Source organism: Tychonema sp. LEGE 07196 (assembly GCF_963890365.1).
Lineage (GTDB): Bacteria > Cyanobacteriota > Cyanobacteriia > Cyanobacteriales > Microcoleaceae > Microcoleus.
This window is the reverse complement of record NZ_CAWPRX010000199.1, coordinates 25,717-40,957: the sequence shown is the minus strand read 5'-3', so window position 1 is coordinate 40,957 and position 15,241 is coordinate 25,717. Positions and strand designations below refer to the sequence as shown.

Sequence of the window (15,241 nt, the reverse complement as noted above, 5' to 3'; positions counted from 1 at the left end):
TAGGATGGGAGATGTGTCTAAGAGACAGCCCCTCCCACAATCTCAATTTTTTTTTGATTTAGGGGTTGCAATTTTTCGGAAGGTATGTTTATATTAGAGAGTAGACAAAGCGACGCGGGATAGAGCAGTCTGGTAGCTCGTCGGGCTCATAACCCGAAGGTCAGTGGTTCAAATCCACTTCCCGCCACCAACTTGAAACAAACCCTGTAATTGTTTAAGTTCCAGGGTTTGATTTTTGAGAATAGAGAGTAGACAAAGCGACGCGGGATAGAGCAGTCTGGTAGCTCGTCGGGCTCATAACCCGAAGGTCAGTGGTTCAAATCCACTTCCCGCCACCAAATTTAATCAGATAAGCCCCGGCAACCAAAAAGTTGTTGGGGTTTGTTTTATCAGAAAATTCAAAAAATAGGGACGCAGCATTGCTGTGCCCCTACCGCATATTTGTGTTCCAAAGGAAAAAATTAAACAGACCCTCAACACTCAACCCCATACTTTTCTACGCCCGTTTGTGCAAGCTTTATTTCTCAAAAATCAGCAATTCAATATCCCTGTTTTTAAACTTTGCATTTTAAATTGCTAAGCCGATTGAGCTTGCAGCCAATCAAAGATCAAATCTAACTGTTTCAGCGTCACTAACCCGTACTGCCACAACACCATCGGCAGTTGGCTGGCATCTTCTTCGCCGTGTCTGAGAGCAACGGCGATCGCAGAATTCGATAGCGCCAATTCTCCCCGCAAATAATCGATCAGTTGAGCCTTTCCCATCACATTCACCGCCTGTTTTATGCGATTTTGTAAAGATATGTATCCGATTTGACTGAATTTGAAGTTTAATAGTCCTAATTTTCTGTTGATAAGGGGCGATGTGGTGTGATGGAAAGCGCACGGAACTTGTGATAAAACTAATAAAACAAGGCGATCGCAGTCACAAGATATCCCAGCCTAAAAAAATAGGATCGGGCGATCGATCGCTTGACATCAATTCACTTAAAATGGCTACAGTCCTAGCTGAAGCTGAACTCCCGCTTCTGTGCCGCTGTCGCTCGGTTTAATAGGTAAGGGATTTCCTTGGCGTCGGGCGTCGGAAGGAGTAGTAATAAATTCCAATTCTGGGCCAACTTTGAGGCGAAATGTATCAGCCAAGCTGCGCTCCCTCCTAGCAGAATTAGCCCCCGTTTTTGATTCACCAATCAAGTTTTGGTAGTCCGAGTCCACTGTTCTGTCCTCCACAGTCCTCAGAGAATCCCCCGATAAAGTCGTTTCCGAATTTTGGGGCTCTGATTGCATTCTTTGTTGGGCGAAAACCGCCGGGGTGAAACCGATCAAAATTGAACTCAGTCCGAGAACAGTACCAAAATTAGCCATAACTGCGTTCATCATCCATGCCTCCGCTAGCTGCATCCTACTATCCTAAGTGTACCCAACCGGAGTTTAGTTGCGCTCTATCAAAAGTAGCTGGTTTGCGCTCTATCAAAAGTAGCTGGTTGTGGAAATAAGCTGCCGCCATTTGGAATTGTCTGTGATTGTTGACGGAGATAGGGAGAGAAGAAGAGAGGGTGGAGAGGATTTGACAGTTTGAGGAATACAAATCGAGAAATATACAGAAACCGTTCCATGAAACCACGTTTACTAACATACTAGGTTGCAGCAACGCTCAAACACTTAGGACTTACGCACGGAGGACTAAACAAGAAACACGCTTCGATGCTGGACGCATTCATAGTGCAGAAATCTGGTTTCGATCGGGATTAAAGGTCTAGATGGAGTATAGTCGATCGTCAAACCCGGTTTTTCGCCAAAGAGCTAACAAAAGTCTGTCTCAATCTTAAATCGTCAGGGCGATCGCGCGCCGATGTCTCAAATCTAAAATCTCCCAGAGTACGATCGTCCCAGAATGTGTCGAAGACCCATCTCGATCGCCCTCCCAAAGCTCGCGATCGCGTTAAGATGGCGGTGGCAGCCGTTAAAAATTCAGTAACCAGCGGCAGATTCCGATTTCTTAACAGCACTTGGTCTGCTCAAACAATCTCAACGTTCAAAATCTGCGATCATCAGGTTGTACCTTACTTAAATGTTGTGGATTCATAATATCTCTGCTCGATCATGCCAATCAGATCTCTGACAGACCGGATTTTCAAAATGTCGGGTAAAGTGCCAATTCGCATCGTCCTTGTCGTGCCTTTTGCCCTCCAGACTTTCGCTGCGGTAGGGCTGACGGGGTGGCTGTCGTTACGCAACGGGCGCAGGGCCGTCAACGATGTTGCAGCGCAACTGCGGGCGGAAGTCACATCGCGCATCGAGCAACACATTCATAGTTATATCGAAACGCCGCACCAAATCAATCAACTCAATCTCAATGCCATCAGTCTAGGCATTTTGAACGTGCAGGATTCCGCTAGTTTACGCAATTACTTCTCCAAGCAAATCAAAATCTTTGATAAAATTAGCTACATTCAATTCGGCTCCGAACAAAAAACATTTACGGGAGTTGAACGCCTCGACAACGGCAAGTTGCAAGTTCGGATTTCTAATCAATCTACTGGCTATAACTTTTACAGCTACGTGCCGTCGGAGTTCGGGGAAGCAACCGAGGTATTAAAGACTATTCCTAACTACGACCCCCGCCTCCGACCTTGGTACACGGCTCCGGTGCGGACTGGCCAACCAACCTGGAGTAAAATTTATAGTTATTTTGATACTCCAAAACTGGCGATTACGGCTGCACAACCAGTTTATGGCAACCGAGGAGAATTGATTGGAGTCCTGGGTGCGGATTTGCTACTTTCCCAAATCAATCAATTCTTGGAAACTCTAAAAATTGGTAAGTCTGGCAAAACTTTTATTATAGAAAGGTCTGGACAATTGGTGGCAAATTCTACTCCAGAACCGCCATTTATTGTGAGCAATGGCGTTGCGAAACGGATTGCTGCAACGAGCAGCCAAAATGTTCTAATTCGATCGACAGCCCGCTATTTGACACAGCGCTTCGGGGATTTGAGTAAGATTGACGGCACTTACCAGCTAGATTTTGCGATCGGTCAAAAACGCCAATTTCTACAGGTGACACCATTCTCAGACAGCAGGGGCCTCGACTGGTTGATTGTGGTGGCGGTTCCCGAAGCCGATTTTATGGAAAAAATTAACGCCAACACTCGCTACACAGTGTGGCTGTGTCTCGGTGCTTTGGTGGTGGCGACGGTTCTAGGGTTTCTGACTTCGAGGTGGATTGCGATCCCGATTCAGCGTCTGAGCAAGGCTGCGGAGGCTCTGTCGCGGGGAGAATGGGACTCGATGGCGCTAGATCCATACTTGATGGTGTCTGTAGAGCGGGAGGATGAGGTTGGTGTCCTGGCCCGCTCTTTTAATAAGATGGCAGGTCAATTGGAAGAGTCGTTTGCTACTCTCGAAGAACGGGTGGAAACTGCGATCGCCGACAAAAATCAATTAATTATTTCCCTGAAACAATCTCAGCAAAAACTTGCTTTCCATCTTTATCAAACTCCTTTGGGGGCGATCGAATGGAATCTGAATTTTGAAGTAGCCGACTGGAATCTGTCAGCCGAAAGAATTTTTGGATACAATCGCTTGGAAGCAATGGGACAGCACGGAGTCGATCTCATAGTTCCTGAAAATGCTAAGGATTATGTCAGGCAACTATCTATTACTTTGCTCGCTAATGAAGGAGGAGTTAGTAGCATTAACCAGAACATTAGAAAGGACGGTAAAATAATTCTTTGTGAATGGTACAATACTACTTTGGTTGATGCTGACGGCTGCATAATTGGACTGGCATCGCTGGTTCAAGATGTTACGGAGTTTCACACGGCGATGGAGCAATTGCGCGCTAGTGAGGAGCGGTTTCGCCTGTTGGCAGAAAATATTCATGAAGTATTTTGGATTAGAGAACCAATTCAACAGCAAATAATTTATGTGAGTCCAGCTTGCCAGAAAATATGGCATTTGAGCTATCAGAGTTTGCTGTCAGAACCGGAGGCTTTTTTGAATGCTATTCACCCGGAGGATCGCGATCGCGTCAAGGCTGCTTTTGAGAAACACCTGCGGGGCGATTATGATGAGGAGTATCGGGTAGTGCGATCTGACGGTTCAGTTTGCTGGGTGCGCGATCGGGCTTTTCCAGTCCGCGACGAAACCGGAGAAATTTACCGCATCGTCGGCATTGCAGAAGACATTACCCAGCGCAAATTAGCAGAAGAATTCCAAAAAGTCGCTCAAACCGCTCAAGCTGCAAGCCAAGCCAAAAGCGCTTTTTTAGCCAATATGAGCCACGAATTGCGTACTCCCCTCAACGCAATTATCGGTTACAGCGATATGCTCAAAGAAGATGCTGAAGATTTAGGCCACGAAGATATTATCCCAGATTTGCAAAAAATTCAAACTGCCGGCAAACACTTGCTGTCTTTAATTAGCGATATTTTAGATATTTCTAAGATTGAAGCAGGGCGCATGGAACTTTACCTAGAAACTTTCAACCCAGTTACTTTGATTGAGGAGGTAGTTTCGACTGTGGAACCATTGATAGAGAAAAATAATAATCAGTTTAAAGTTAATTGTGCTAGCGAGTTGGGAATGATGTATGCTGACCTTACCAAAACTCGTCAAATATTGCTCAACCTACTGAGCAATGCAGCCAAATTTACGGAAGGTGGCACTATTACCCTGTCCGTTGAAAGAGTTAAACATGACAGATTAACAACTCAAGAAATAGCAGAACCTTCCGACTTGATAATTTTTCGCGTTGCTGATACCGGCATTGGGATTCCGGTCGAACAAATGCAGCATTTATTTCAAGCTTTTATGCAGGGCGACGCTTCAACTACCCGCAAGTACGGCGGCACAGGTTTGGGATTGACTATTAGCCGTCATTTCTGCTTGATGATGGGGGGGGATATGCAGGTTCAAAGCCAGTTAGATTGCGGTTCGGTTTTCATCGTATGCTTGCCTGCTCAAGTTGAATTACATAGAGATGCATAAAGTCTTCACTGCTAACTTATAGCATTTCGAGTTCTCATATTAGGTGCCGCTGGGTATATGGTATATGGCACACCTCACAACGCTTGAGAAGCGCTATAATTGCTATTGTTTTAGTTTTTTATTGCCCGTTTCTGCCGCCCCAAAAGTTGAGCGGCTAATATCCCGCCGACAAAGCCAAAGAAATGTGCTTGCCAGGAAACTCCCGGCTGCGAAGGCAAAACTCCCCAAATTAAACCGCCGTAGAAGAAACCGACAATTAAAGATATCGCAATAGAGGTAAAGCTGCGTTCAAAATATCCGCGCAGCAGCAGAAAGCCGAAGTAACCAAAGATTAATCCGCTGGCACCTATGTGGACGGAATTGGGCGCGCCTGTCAGCCAAACGCCGAATCCGCTGACTAGGATAGTGACGGCACTCACGATGAAAAAATCCCTAGTTTCTCGCAGCATGATTAACCAACCAAATGTCACAAACGGGAGGGTATTGGCTGCTAAGTGAGCAAAACTGCCGTGCAGAAAAGGCATGAATATGATGCCTTCAAGCCCTTGGATGCTGCGGGGGCGGACTCCGTAGGAATTTAGTGCGCCTCGGAATAGGAATACATCGACAATTTCGATAATCCAGAGGAGGGAGACGAAGCCGCCGAGAATGGCGGCGTGGCTTTGCAATTCGCGGGTGATGCTTTTGCTTTCTTGGTTGCTCATGGGTTGTGAGGGCGGTGAAACCGATTATTTATAATTGTAGGAGTTGTTTGCCGATCGCGCGAAGCGACACTTGGCAATAGCTTTCAGGTTTTTTGCAGTCGAGCTTATTTGAAACTATTATAACTTTGATTTGAAATTCCGCATTTTCACCTATAGAATAATTCACCTTAATGCGTCACAATGATCGAAAGAACTGCACTAGGAGAGTTAACCAAAGGTTAAAGTTAGAACGTATCAGGCAGAGTTTTTACCCCATAGGTAAATGCTTGAGCTGGCAGTGAGGACATTTTGGCGATCGCACACTGTCTCTAAAAACTCAGGAACTACTTGTCTCGGTTCTAGTCATTAATTCAAGAACTTTCATCCGGTAAAGCAAAACGAGCTGCTGTAGGTACTTATTGTAGACAAAATCCAGTACAAGCTCTACAAAGAGTTCTTGGCACCTCGTTCTAAAAGAGGAGAAGAGCAATATGAACGTATTTGAGCAAAAATTACCCCAGAGAATTCTGCCAATTTGGGTATGGCATCGCAAAGAAGAAATTACTGTTACTGTCGCTACAATTTCTCAGCCTTACAGTAAAAAGCCGCGCTTTGATTTGTTACATCCGCTGAAAGAGTGGATCGAGAACACGGAAATTAAGAGTCAAAAATTTGCTCGATTTTTGTGTAAATATATTCCGTCGCAGTGTCCGTTTGAGCGGGAAGTCAAGTTTGGCGATCGCACTTTATTTTCCATTCCCCCAATGTGCAAGTTAAATCCGCTTTACGAGCAAGTGGTTGGGATTCGCTTTCGGGCTTTGTGTTATTTGGCTGACGAGTGCGGCGTGGATGTAACTCCTTATTGTTAATTTTCCAAAAACTTTAATTTCTAACTCTTTTTTTTGCCCTCCCTTCTCTTTGTTGGGGAGGGTTTTTTATTTTCAGATTATTCGGCGGTTGAAACCGCTACTGCACGAGTTCGGCGGTTGAAACCGCTACTAAATAAACAAAGTCTGCCTTCGCAGACTAAGAGAGCGCGATCGCATTTAAAGACTAGAGAGAGCGAATTACTCGTTGTTGGAGAAAGAGTTTGCCGTTTTTATAAACACTGAGGCTGGCTCCTGTAACAATGTAATAACCTATTTTATACCAATTTTCAAAAAGAATTCAACAGTATTCTTGTTCCCCCCGCAATGCAGCGGGGGGGCTAGGGGGGGTCGAAGAGTGTTGCAAGATTTTAGAGAAATGGTATTATTAATCAATAAACTGGGATTGACACACCCTACAATCTAGGTTCAATAGGCGAATTCATTAAACAATCGATCGCACCACTCCACCTTCGACTCGCAAGGCAGCACCATTAATTGCAGAGGCTAAAGGACTAGCAACAAATGCAACTAATGCAGCAACTTCCGACGTTGAAGCAAATCGCTGAATCAGGGAAGATGGACGAGTTTTGGTAAAAAATTCTTTCTCAACTTGTTCGGCTGAAATATTTTGCTCCTTGGCAAGTCCCTCGATGAAAGTTTCCACTCCTTCGGAACGAGTTGGCCCTGGCAATACGGTATTCACCGTGACACGACTGCCTGCAGTTGTTTCAGCTAAACCACGAGCCAAGGATATTTGTGCAGTCTTGGTAACGCCATAGTGAATCATTTCGGCGGGAATATTTAAGGCAGATTCACTAGAGATGAAAATAATGCGTCCCCAATCTTTTTTTAGCATCAAAGGTAAGTAATGACGCGAGAGCCGTACACCGCTCATCACGTTTACTGCCATAAAGTTCATCCACTCTTCATCGGAGATATCTTCAAATGCTTGAGCGCCATAAATTCCCAAGTTGTTGACCAAAATGTTGACTTCTGGCACTTGTTGAAACAACAATTCAGCTCCTGCGGTTGTTCCCAAATCGGCAGCAATTCCCTGCAGTTTGGCCTTGGGGACGCTTTGCTGAATGCTTTTGAGGGCATGGTTTACCCGCTCTTGAGTTCGGCCGTTGACAATGAGGGTTGCTCCTTCCTGAGCAAGTGTCGTGGCGATCGCTAGTCCAATGCCGGCAGTGGAACCGCTGACCAATGCAATCCGATCTGATAGTTGGAGATCCATACTTTCTTAAACCAAATATTTGATAAGCTATCTAGGGTTTCAACTTGCTCAAATAATGAAGCAACTGCCGACTCACTCAGTGGAAATCTAATCCAGTTTTACCACCATTTTTCCCACATTTTTGCCTTCAAAAAGACCGATAAACGCATCCACCGCTCGCTCGATTCCTGTCACCACTGTTTCCTTATTCTTCAATTTTCCAGCTTGGAAATAGCCGCCCACTTCTTGTTCAAATTCGCTCTGGCGATCGAGCCAATCTCTAACGATTAGCCCTTTCATGGTCAAGCGTTTGCCAATCATATTAAATAGATTGGAAGGGCCCGGCTGCGGTTTTTCATCGTTATAACCGGAGATGCTGCCACAAGCGATAATCCGGCCGTGCAGCCGTAATGCCGAGAGCGCCGCTTGCAGCGTTTCGCCTCCTACATTATCGAAATAGACATCAATTCCGTCCGGTGCTGCCTGATTCAGTTGTTCGAGAATAGGGCCGGCCTTGTAATTGAAGGCGCTATCAAATCCGCATTCTTCCTGCAGAAACTTGATTTTTTCCATTGACCCAGCAGACCCGATGACATGGCATCCGCGCAATTTTGCCAGTTGTCCGGCGACATTTCCCACCGCGCCTGCAGCTCCCGAAATAAAAATAACATCGCCGGCTTTAACTTCTACCAAATTCAACCCAACCCAAGCAGTCATACCTGTCATGCCGAGGGCACCGAGGTAAACTGAGAGCGGTTGAATGTCGCGGCTAACCTGATGCAAATCTTTTGGTGCAGCGATGAAGTATTCCCGCCAGCCATAGTTGGAAGTCACAACATCACCCGGCTTTAATTCCTGGGCACGAGACTCGATTACCTCGCCGACTGCGCCGCCTTCGAGTGCTTTTCCTAGCGCGAAGGATGGAACATAGGATTTCCCCTCGTTCATGCGACCGCGCATATATGGATCGACTGACATATAGAGGTTGCGAACGAGCACTTGCCCATCTTGAAGTGGCTTTAGTTCTGTTTGCGCGATCGCAAAGTTATCTGCGGTAGGAATCCCCTTGGGGCGAGAGACTAGCCGAATCTCGCGGCTCACGATATCTGTCATAATTTTCTCCTTATCTGGTAGATTTGCCGAACTCGGTTAACTTAAATTTAAGCGTTTTTTTTAACACTTGCTAAATGCATTGATGCCAAAAATTGCATTTATTTGATTTCAGTTTCTCTGGTTCTCTTAATAAAAAAGAAAACGAAAAAGATTTAAATTGCTGCGGGTATGGCGTGTTTTGTCTGCCCGGAGATATAGCTTAAAACAGGGGGGACAAGAGCATTTAAAGTTCCCCCAATTTGACTGCTATTAAGCACACACTTTTTTGACGCTGGGCAACTGGCTAACCTTATCCCACCACGTCCGTAGTTTCGGCGTTTGAGCGGCAATCACCTCAAATTCTGGAGTTTGGGACAAGTAGACAAAGATCGGAATCAGATAGAAATCAGCAATGCTCGCTTGGCTGCCGAGCAGATAGGGGCTACCTGCAGCTAGCGACTCGATCGCCTCTAGAGCAGTTTTTGCAGGCGCGATCGCATTTTTGACTTTAGCCTCATCTGTCTTACCACCCTGGCTAGGCACAATCAATCGCTGAATCACAATGCTGCCAATGGCAGGGGCATAGAAATAGCTATCAATAATTGCCATGATTTGACGCATCCGAGCTTGAAGCATGGGATCGGAAAAGCTAAACTTGCGATCGCCTAAAGTAGCATCAAGGTATTCAGTAATAGCAGCCGTTTCATAGAGCAGTTCCCCATTTATTTCCAAGGTGGGGACTTTACCAAAAGGATTCTTAGCCAGGTACTCTGCGGACTGGCTTTCACCATTGAAGATATCAATGCTTTTGAGGGTATAGTCTGCGGCTATTTCCTCAAGTAGCAGCCGGACGGTACGGACATAGGTACTGATGGGTGTTCCCCAAACAATAAGTTTTGACATGATTTATCGCTCCTGAATCAAAAATTTAGCCGTAGTGAAGAATACTGTCTCGCGCCAATCCTAACGATTTACCGTACTCATATCGGGGTAGCGATCGCCCACCGCAATTCCTAATGGCAGCGCTTTGGCGATTTGCTCTAGTTCTGCTGGAGTCAGCGTCACATCGGCTGCTGCAATGTTTTCTTCTAAATAGGTGCGGCGTTTAGTGCCTGGAATTGGCACGATGTCTTCGCCCTGCGCCAAAACCCACGCCAGCGCCAACTGTCCGGCTTTGATGCCCGATTCGGCTGCCATCTGCTCGATTTGCTCGACGAGTTCCAGATTTTGCTGGAGATTCTCGGCTTGAAAGCGAGGATATCGTTCAGCCCGATAGTCTCCTTCAGATAATGTGTCGAGACTCTTGATTTTGCCTGTGAGAAACCCGCGCCCCAGAGGGCTATAAGGCACAAATCCAATCCCTAGTTCTCGACAGGTGGGCAAAATCTCGGTTTCTGGCTCCCGGCTCCACAGCGAATATTCTGTCTGAAGTGCGGAAATAGGATGCACTGCTTGGGCGCGGCGGATCGTGGCGCTGGCGGCTTCGGAAAGGCCGAGGTAGCGGACTTTTCCGGCTTGGACTAACTCTGCCATTGCACCTACGGTTTCTTCGATCGCAGTGTTGGGATCGACTCGGTGCTGGTAGTAAAGGTCGATCGCATCTACGCCCAGACGCTTGAGACTGGCATCACAGGCAGAGCGCACATATTCGGGTTTGCCGTTGACGCCCTTAAAGCTGCCGTCGCTACCGCGCACATTGCCAAATTTCGTGGCGATGATGACTCGATCGCGATGCCCTTTAATCGCTTTGCCGACTAACTCCTCATTGTTACCGACACCATACATATCAGCCGTATCGAGCAAAGTCACGCCTAACTCTAAGGCGCGATGAATAGTGGCGATCGATTCTGACTCATCGGTTGTCCCGTAGAATTCGGACATCCCCATGCAGCCGAGTCCTAACTCTGAGACTACTAATCCTTGATTCCCGAGTTTTCGCTCTTTCATGATGTTCTGTGACTCTAAAGTTCTTGCTTTGTCGGACGGACGATCATTTCATTCACATCAACATCAGCGGGCTGCTCGATCGCATAGGCGATCGCCCTAGCAATAGCATCTGCATCAATAGCTATTTCATAAAGTGCATTCATGTTCGCTGCTGTATCTTCATCGCTAATCGTGGTAGTCAACTCAGTCGCAACTGCCCCTGGTGAGATATTAGTCGATCGAATTTCACCGTTTGACTCTAATCGCAGCCCTTCCGAGATCGCTCGCACTGCGAACTTAGTAGCACAATAAACCGCCGATCCGGGAAACACTTTATGTCCGGCGACAGATGATAGGTTAATGATGTGACCGGACTTTTGCTGGCGCATAGTTGGTAACACGGCCGCAATCCCATAGAGAACGCCCTTGATGTTGACATCAATCATTTGATCCCACTCTTCCACCTTGATTTTGTCGAGGGGAGAGAGCGGCATCAACCCGGCATTATTGATTAGCACGTCGATCCGGCCGTAGGTGCTCAAAGTTTCCTTGGCCAAGGTTTCCACCTGTGCGCGATCGGTCACATCCGTTACTCGGTAGGTTGCAGTTCCTCCCGATCGGGCGATCGTGTCAACCAGTTCTTTGAGCCGATCTTCGCGGCGGGCAGCTAACATTAGTTTGGCTCCACTAGCAGCAAGTCGCTTCGCTGTCGCCTCACCTAATCCACTGCTGGCTCCGGTGATAATTACTACTTTGTTTTGAATTTCAGACATATTGATTTGTGCGGGTTATTCAGTGTGGGTCATCAAACATTGGATGCTGAAATCAGCTAAACTCAGCATTATTCAATCAGCTCAACTAGCTTGTAGCTGGATCAATGTTTGTGTACCAGCAGCGTCAGCGATCGACATCGCCACAATCACACCGCTTGAGTTCTGTCCCGTTAAGACTTCTGTTGGTGAATCGATGGTGTGAGCGTAAGTTACCACATCTTTACCCACTTCAATCACCAAATCATCTCCCTTGCCAGGGCGATCGTAAACCATCGCATGAAGAGGTGCATTCTTAATCAGTGCTGCATCACCGACTTCTGAACCGATGATTTCGATCGAAATATGCCGTCCGCGATTGCCATCAGTAAACTGATCGAAAAATTCACCCCAGCGATCGCTCGGCACAGATTTGTTGATGTCAATTTTATTTGTCATTTCCATTTTATTCACCATGATGATTGTTTTTGAGAAAAAAGTAGTAAAAACAAATTGGGTTGGGATCATCCCATTTTTGCTTTCAGATCGTGGACGGTTGCATCAGAATAATATATTTGGATGATATAGCGTGCAAGCGTCTCGGTCGCACTCCTAAAAAACGCTTGTCACCAAATTGGGATGCTCCCATTGGTTTTTTTGCAGTCAATTGAATGTTTGCACAAGTTGCTCCATATAATCTCTACCTTTCGAGTGAATGTTTGCACAAGTTGCCCCATATAATCTCTACCTTTCGAGTGAATTTTTGCACAAGTTGACCCATCTAATCTCTAACATTTGAATGTTTTAACGAAAAGTTAGACTCAACCAAAATAAGGTATAGCCTTTCTGCGATCGGGTATGAGGTACTATCCGGGATTGGGAATAGGGCCGAAGGGCTCTAGCGTTGCGGAGGGATGGGGCTCTAGCGTTGCGGAGGGATTGGCCCGCGCAGGGCATATCTCACTTTTGTGAGAACCGCTATAGAACCCATTTGATATCTATTCTGGGTAAATCTCAGAAACCGGGTTTCTCTCGGTATTTCTCGTCACCAAACCCAAAAACTCCAAGAATACCCGGTTTCTCGCCATGAGCGTAAATCTCAGAAACGGAATTTCTCTCGGTATTTCTCGCCACCAAACCCAAAAGCTCAAAGATGTCAAATGGGTTCTATACTATCCCAAATTAATTTCGCATTTTTAAATTCTGTATCTTTGATTGAATTTGGCACAGAAGCAAATGAGCTGTGACAATAATTTTGCTTGCGCTAATTGGTTTAAGTAAATACACTTCACTCTTTAACTTCAATTGTTATTAGGGAAAGCTTGTTAAAAAAAAAATTGAAGTGACTCATTTGGCGAGCGTTCTGCCACTGCACTGTAGTTTATTATTAGGCTATCTTTTATGATTGGCGAGGGTATCGTTCTTCAGGAATAGTTTTCATGAAAGCAGAGTTATCTTTAATTTGTGATTCTTAGCAAGTTATTGGTTTAAACCTCTTCGTGCTAAGACTTGAACCTCAGTTCGCAGTGCGTACATTTCTGCTTGTAGAGCTTGATATCAAATCCGGTAGCATCGTCCTGTATTCATATCTCTATTCTCTCTCTCTGTGTCCTCTGTGTTCTCTGCGGTTAAATCACCTGACGATGCAACGGTCAACGATATGATAGGTTCGCTATACCTCATAACGCATTTGATGCTTGTGTAAAGCATCAACTATTTAAAAGTAACTTTCGAGCCGATCGTACTAACCGCCGATCGTGGTGCGATCGCCAATGATGTTGAATCGATTTCCAAACAACCAGAGAGATTGTGTCATGAGATTGCTCCGATTGAGTCAATAGCTTGGGAAGATTCGGACTCGATCGCTTTTGCATCAACGCTTTTCATCCATTTGGTGTACAAGTTTGACTCATAATGGAGCGATCGTTCTTGAACACCTCTAAAGTCCCCTTCCCTTCACGATCTCCTTTACCACCAAGCACTTGATATTTATAGTTGCCATTCTTAAACTTATAAACTAGAGACGATCCTGTATCCTCTCTAGTTCCCTTACCCAAACTCAAATTACCTTGAGGACTGGTAGAACGGTAGAGAAGTTCGCCCGAATCATACCTTTTCCAAACATTAACATTGTATCCACCTTGGCACTTCAAACTGAGTACCAAGTCAGCAGTAGAATCAGCCGAAGCTGGTAAGACGAGATAAGTTGAAACACCAGTCATCAAACCAAGCAGTAATGCAAATCGCTTCAGTAGTGTTTTCATAGTTTGCTCTTGTAATTTTGAGTGTTCGGTTTTCTGCCCTCATCTTGACTTTGAGCATTCATTGGCGCGACAAATACCTCATAAGGTACTTGATGGATGAGACTGATACGCCCTAAGTTGTGCTCGTAATTGGGCAATTTCTTGAGCCATATCTAACACCATTGCGGCTCCGACTAAGTTCAGTCCCAAGTCTTGACGCAACCGCTGAATCTGAGCAATTCTAGCAATCTCGCGGGAATGCAGCAGGTCGCCGATTGGTTCGATTACACCTAATTCAACATAAATTTTCACTAGCGTAATTGAAGTTTCAGTTACCGATGCAGCATATTCAAAGGTGTAGAGTTGTTCGCCTTCGGGTGAAACCACAATTCTTGAAAGGCTAAAGCTCATAACTTAATTTCCTCTAACTGAGTACGCGGGTTAAAACTCGTATTTGCCTGGATTTTTTCGTAGCATTCTTGCTCGATCGCACTTAAGTCTTTCGGCGTGACAATTTGAAGTTTAGCTAATAAGTCACCTCGTCCTCCTTTTTGCAATGTCCAACCTTTGCCGCGCAGTCTTAACGATTGTCCCGATCGCACTCCTTTAGGCACTTTCATTGTAACGCTACCATCGGGAGTTGGCACTCTGATTTCTGCCCCCAAAACGGCTTCATCGGGGCGAATTGGAATGTCACAAACTATGTCATCACCCTCGAATCGAAAGAAGGAATGGGGCAAAATCTCGATCGTTAAATACAAATCGCCGCGCTGCTGAGAGAATGGACTAGGACGACCTTTACCTTTGAGTCGAATTCGACTACCGGGTTTTGCGCCTGCGGGAATGCGGACGTTGATTGTTTCATCGTCGAGTTGTAGCCGTTTCTGGACACCGTGAAATGCTTCCGAAAATGTGAGTGCGATCGCAGCTTCGGTATCCGGTGCGGGCGCTTGAGAACGAAATCCGTCCCCAAAATCATTAAAACCATTGGTCGCAGTTTGATAAGTCTGGGTTCTACGTTTCGATCCACCTTTCATTCCCCCCAGCAAATCGTTGATAAATGAATCAAAGTCGTCGTAGCGATCGAAGTCTTCCGCCGAAACATTAGTTCCTCTAGGAGTTGGCCCTTCAGTGTATCCCGGCTGATTCCAATGTTGACCAAAGCGATCGTACTTTTGCCGGTTCTCTGGATCGGAAAGTACCTCATTTGCTTCGTTCAAGTCTTTGAATTTTGCCTCTGCATCTTTATCTCCAGGATTGAGGTCTGGATGGTACTTGCGGGCCAGTTTGCGGTAAGCCCGTTTGATTTCTTCAGGAGTTGCAGTTTTGCTCACTCCCAGGATGGTGTAATAGTCTTTAAAATCCGTTGCCGTTGGCATCACTGACCTCTCAATATGTAATGCTGCTATCTGAAATACTATCTGAAATCCTAAAAATGATGATTCATCTAAACTTAATTTGAATTCAAAAA

15 protein-coding genes and 2 tRNA genes are annotated in these 15,241 nt (G+C 45.7%); 4 read left to right on the top strand and 13 right to left on the bottom strand.

What is annotated here, in order from left to right:
* Positions 1 to 113: 113 nt before the first annotated feature.
* A tRNA-Met gene (locus AACV78_RS23975) sits at positions 114 to 190 on the top strand.
* Positions 191 to 261: 71 nt separating this feature from the next.
* Positions 262 to 338, top strand: a tRNA-Met gene (locus tag AACV78_RS23970).
* Between the two features lie 238 nt (positions 339 to 576).
* Here the strand turns inward: AACV78_RS23970 and AACV78_RS23965 are convergent.
* From AACV78_RS23965 to AACV78_RS23955, 3 genes are all read right to left on the bottom strand, one after another.
* Positions 577 to 765 (bottom strand): DUF2949 domain-containing protein, encoded by a 189-nt coding sequence (locus tag AACV78_RS23965; RefSeq protein ID WP_194011192.1) that lies wholly within the window; start codon positions 763 to 765, stop codon positions 577 to 579.
* A gap of 231 nt (positions 766 to 996) precedes the next feature.
* The gene (locus AACV78_RS23960) at positions 997 to 1,380 is read right to left on the bottom strand and encodes a hypothetical protein (protein WP_228042435.1); all 384 of its coding nucleotides are present in this window, start codon (positions 1,378 to 1,380) and stop codon (positions 997 to 999) included.
* Between the two features lie 398 nt (positions 1,381 to 1,778).
* Entirely contained in the window at positions 1,779 to 2,009 is a 231-nt protein-coding gene (locus AACV78_RS23955; RefSeq protein WP_194011193.1) for a hypothetical protein, read from the bottom strand.
* Positions 2,010 to 2,103: 94 nt separating this feature from the next.
* Here AACV78_RS23955 and AACV78_RS23950 point away from each other — a divergent pair, with 94 nt between their 5' ends.
* Positions 2,104 to 4,992 carry a PAS domain S-box protein gene (locus AACV78_RS23950; RefSeq protein WP_194011194.1) on the top strand — a complete coding sequence of 963 codons (2,889 nt, stop codon included), beginning with the start codon at positions 2,104 to 2,106 and terminating at the stop codon, positions 4,990 to 4,992.
* Positions 4,993 to 5,102: 110 nt separating this feature from the next.
* Here the strand turns inward: AACV78_RS23950 and AACV78_RS23945 are convergent, their stop codons facing one another.
* A complete protein-coding gene (locus AACV78_RS23945) occupies positions 5,103 to 5,696 on the bottom strand; it encodes a rhomboid family intramembrane serine protease (protein WP_194011195.1) in 594 nt (197 codons plus the stop codon).
* A 470-nt stretch (positions 5,697 to 6,166) separates the two neighbouring features.
* Between AACV78_RS23945 and AACV78_RS23940 the strand changes: the two genes are divergently transcribed.
* Entirely contained in the window at positions 6,167 to 6,544 is a 378-nt protein-coding gene (locus tag AACV78_RS23940) for a Mo-dependent nitrogenase C-terminal domain-containing protein (RefSeq protein WP_194011196.1), read from the top strand.
* 442 nt (positions 6,545 to 6,986) lie between these two features.
* On the opposite strand, the gene AACV78_RS23935 is transcribed toward AACV78_RS23940, so the two are convergent.
* The 9 genes from AACV78_RS23935 to AACV78_RS23895 all read right to left on the bottom strand — a co-directional run bounded on the left by AACV78_RS23935 (position 6,987) and on the right by AACV78_RS23895 (position 15,149).
* A complete protein-coding gene (locus tag AACV78_RS23935; RefSeq protein ID WP_194011197.1) occupies positions 6,987 to 7,781 on the bottom strand; it encodes an SDR family NAD(P)-dependent oxidoreductase in 795 nt (264 codons plus the stop codon).
* Positions 7,782 to 7,868: 87 nt separating this feature from the next.
* Positions 7,869 to 8,873, bottom strand: a complete 1,005-nt coding sequence (locus AACV78_RS23930) for an NADP-dependent oxidoreductase (RefSeq protein ID WP_194011198.1) — start codon at positions 8,871 to 8,873, stop codon at positions 7,869 to 7,871.
* Between the two features lie 249 nt (positions 8,874 to 9,122).
* Positions 9,123 to 9,755 carry a glutathione S-transferase family protein gene (locus AACV78_RS23925; RefSeq protein ID WP_194011199.1) on the bottom strand — a complete coding sequence of 211 codons (633 nt, stop codon included), beginning with the start codon at positions 9,753 to 9,755 and terminating at the stop codon, positions 9,123 to 9,125.
* Positions 9,756 to 9,815: 60 nt separating this feature from the next.
* The gene (locus AACV78_RS23920; protein WP_194011200.1) at positions 9,816 to 10,799 is read right to left on the bottom strand and encodes an aldo/keto reductase; all 984 of its coding nucleotides are present in this window, start codon (positions 10,797 to 10,799) and stop codon (positions 9,816 to 9,818) included.
* 14 nt (positions 10,800 to 10,813) lie between these two features.
* Complete coding sequence (locus tag AACV78_RS23915; RefSeq protein ID WP_194011201.1) at positions 10,814 to 11,551, bottom strand: SDR family oxidoreductase; 738 nt, start codon at positions 11,549 to 11,551, stop codon at positions 10,814 to 10,816.
* 81 nt (positions 11,552 to 11,632) lie between these two features.
* Complete coding sequence (locus AACV78_RS23910) at positions 11,633 to 11,986, bottom strand: DUF5335 family protein (protein ID WP_194011202.1); 354 nt, start codon at positions 11,984 to 11,986, stop codon at positions 11,633 to 11,635.
* 1,424 nt (positions 11,987 to 13,410) lie between these two features.
* Entirely contained in the window at positions 13,411 to 13,791 is a 381-nt protein-coding gene (locus tag AACV78_RS23905; RefSeq protein WP_194011203.1) for a hypothetical protein, read from the bottom strand.
* 78 nt (positions 13,792 to 13,869) lie between these two features.
* The gene (locus AACV78_RS23900; protein ID WP_194011204.1) at positions 13,870 to 14,181 is read right to left on the bottom strand and encodes a chaperone modulator CbpM; all 312 of its coding nucleotides are present in this window, start codon (positions 14,179 to 14,181) and stop codon (positions 13,870 to 13,872) included.
* Positions 14,178 to 15,149: a DnaJ C-terminal domain-containing protein gene (locus tag AACV78_RS23895; RefSeq protein WP_194011219.1), complete on the bottom strand. Its 972-nt coding sequence runs from the start codon at positions 15,147 to 15,149 to the stop codon at positions 14,178 to 14,180. The genes AACV78_RS23900 and AACV78_RS23895 overlap by 4 nt, the downstream gene beginning before the upstream one ends.
* Between the last annotated feature and the right edge of the window lie 92 nt (positions 15,150 to 15,241).

Bases quoted from the DNA above. Each gene is read 5' to 3' on its own strand.
- AACV78_RS23965 (WP_194011192.1), bottom strand. From the start codon at position 765: ATGGGAAAGGCTCAACTGATCGATTATTTGCGGGGAGAATTGGCGCTA.
- AACV78_RS23960 (WP_228042435.1), bottom strand. From the start codon at position 1,380: ATGATGAACGCAGTTATGGCTAATTTTGGTACTGTTCTCGGACTGAGT.
- AACV78_RS23950 (WP_194011194.1), top strand. From the start codon at position 2,104: ATGCCAATCAGATCTCTGACAGACCGGATTTTCAAAATGTCGGGTAAA.
- AACV78_RS23945 (WP_194011195.1), bottom strand. From the start codon at position 5,696: ATGAGCAACCAAGAAAGCAAAAGCATCACCCGCGAATTGCAAAGCCAC.
- AACV78_RS23940 (WP_194011196.1), top strand. From the start codon at position 6,167: ATGAACGTATTTGAGCAAAAATTACCCCAGAGAATTCTGCCAATTTGG.
- AACV78_RS23935 (WP_194011197.1), bottom strand. From the start codon at position 7,781: ATGGATCTCCAACTATCAGATCGGATTGCATTGGTCAGCGGTTCCACT.
- AACV78_RS23930 (WP_194011198.1), bottom strand. From the start codon at position 8,873: ATGACAGATATCGTGAGCCGCGAGATTCGGCTAGTCTCTCGCCCCAAG.
- AACV78_RS23925 (WP_194011199.1), bottom strand. From the start codon at position 9,755: ATGTCAAAACTTATTGTTTGGGGAACACCCATCAGTACCTATGTCCGT.
- AACV78_RS23920 (WP_194011200.1), bottom strand. From the start codon at position 10,799: ATGAAAGAGCGAAAACTCGGGAATCAAGGATTAGTAGTCTCAGAGTTA.
- AACV78_RS23915 (WP_194011201.1), bottom strand. From the start codon at position 11,551: ATGTCTGAAATTCAAAACAAAGTAGTAATTATCACCGGAGCCAGCAGT.
- AACV78_RS23910 (WP_194011202.1), bottom strand. From the start codon at position 11,986: ATGACAAATAAAATTGACATCAACAAATCTGTGCCGAGCGATCGCTGG.
- AACV78_RS23905 (WP_194011203.1), bottom strand. From the start codon at position 13,791: ATGAAAACACTACTGAAGCGATTTGCATTACTGCTTGGTTTGATGACT.
- AACV78_RS23900 (WP_194011204.1), bottom strand. From the start codon at position 14,181: ATGAGCTTTAGCCTTTCAAGAATTGTGGTTTCACCCGAAGGCGAACAA.
- AACV78_RS23895 (WP_194011219.1), bottom strand. From the start codon at position 15,149: ATGCCAACGGCAACGGATTTTAAAGACTATTACACCATCCTGGGAGTG.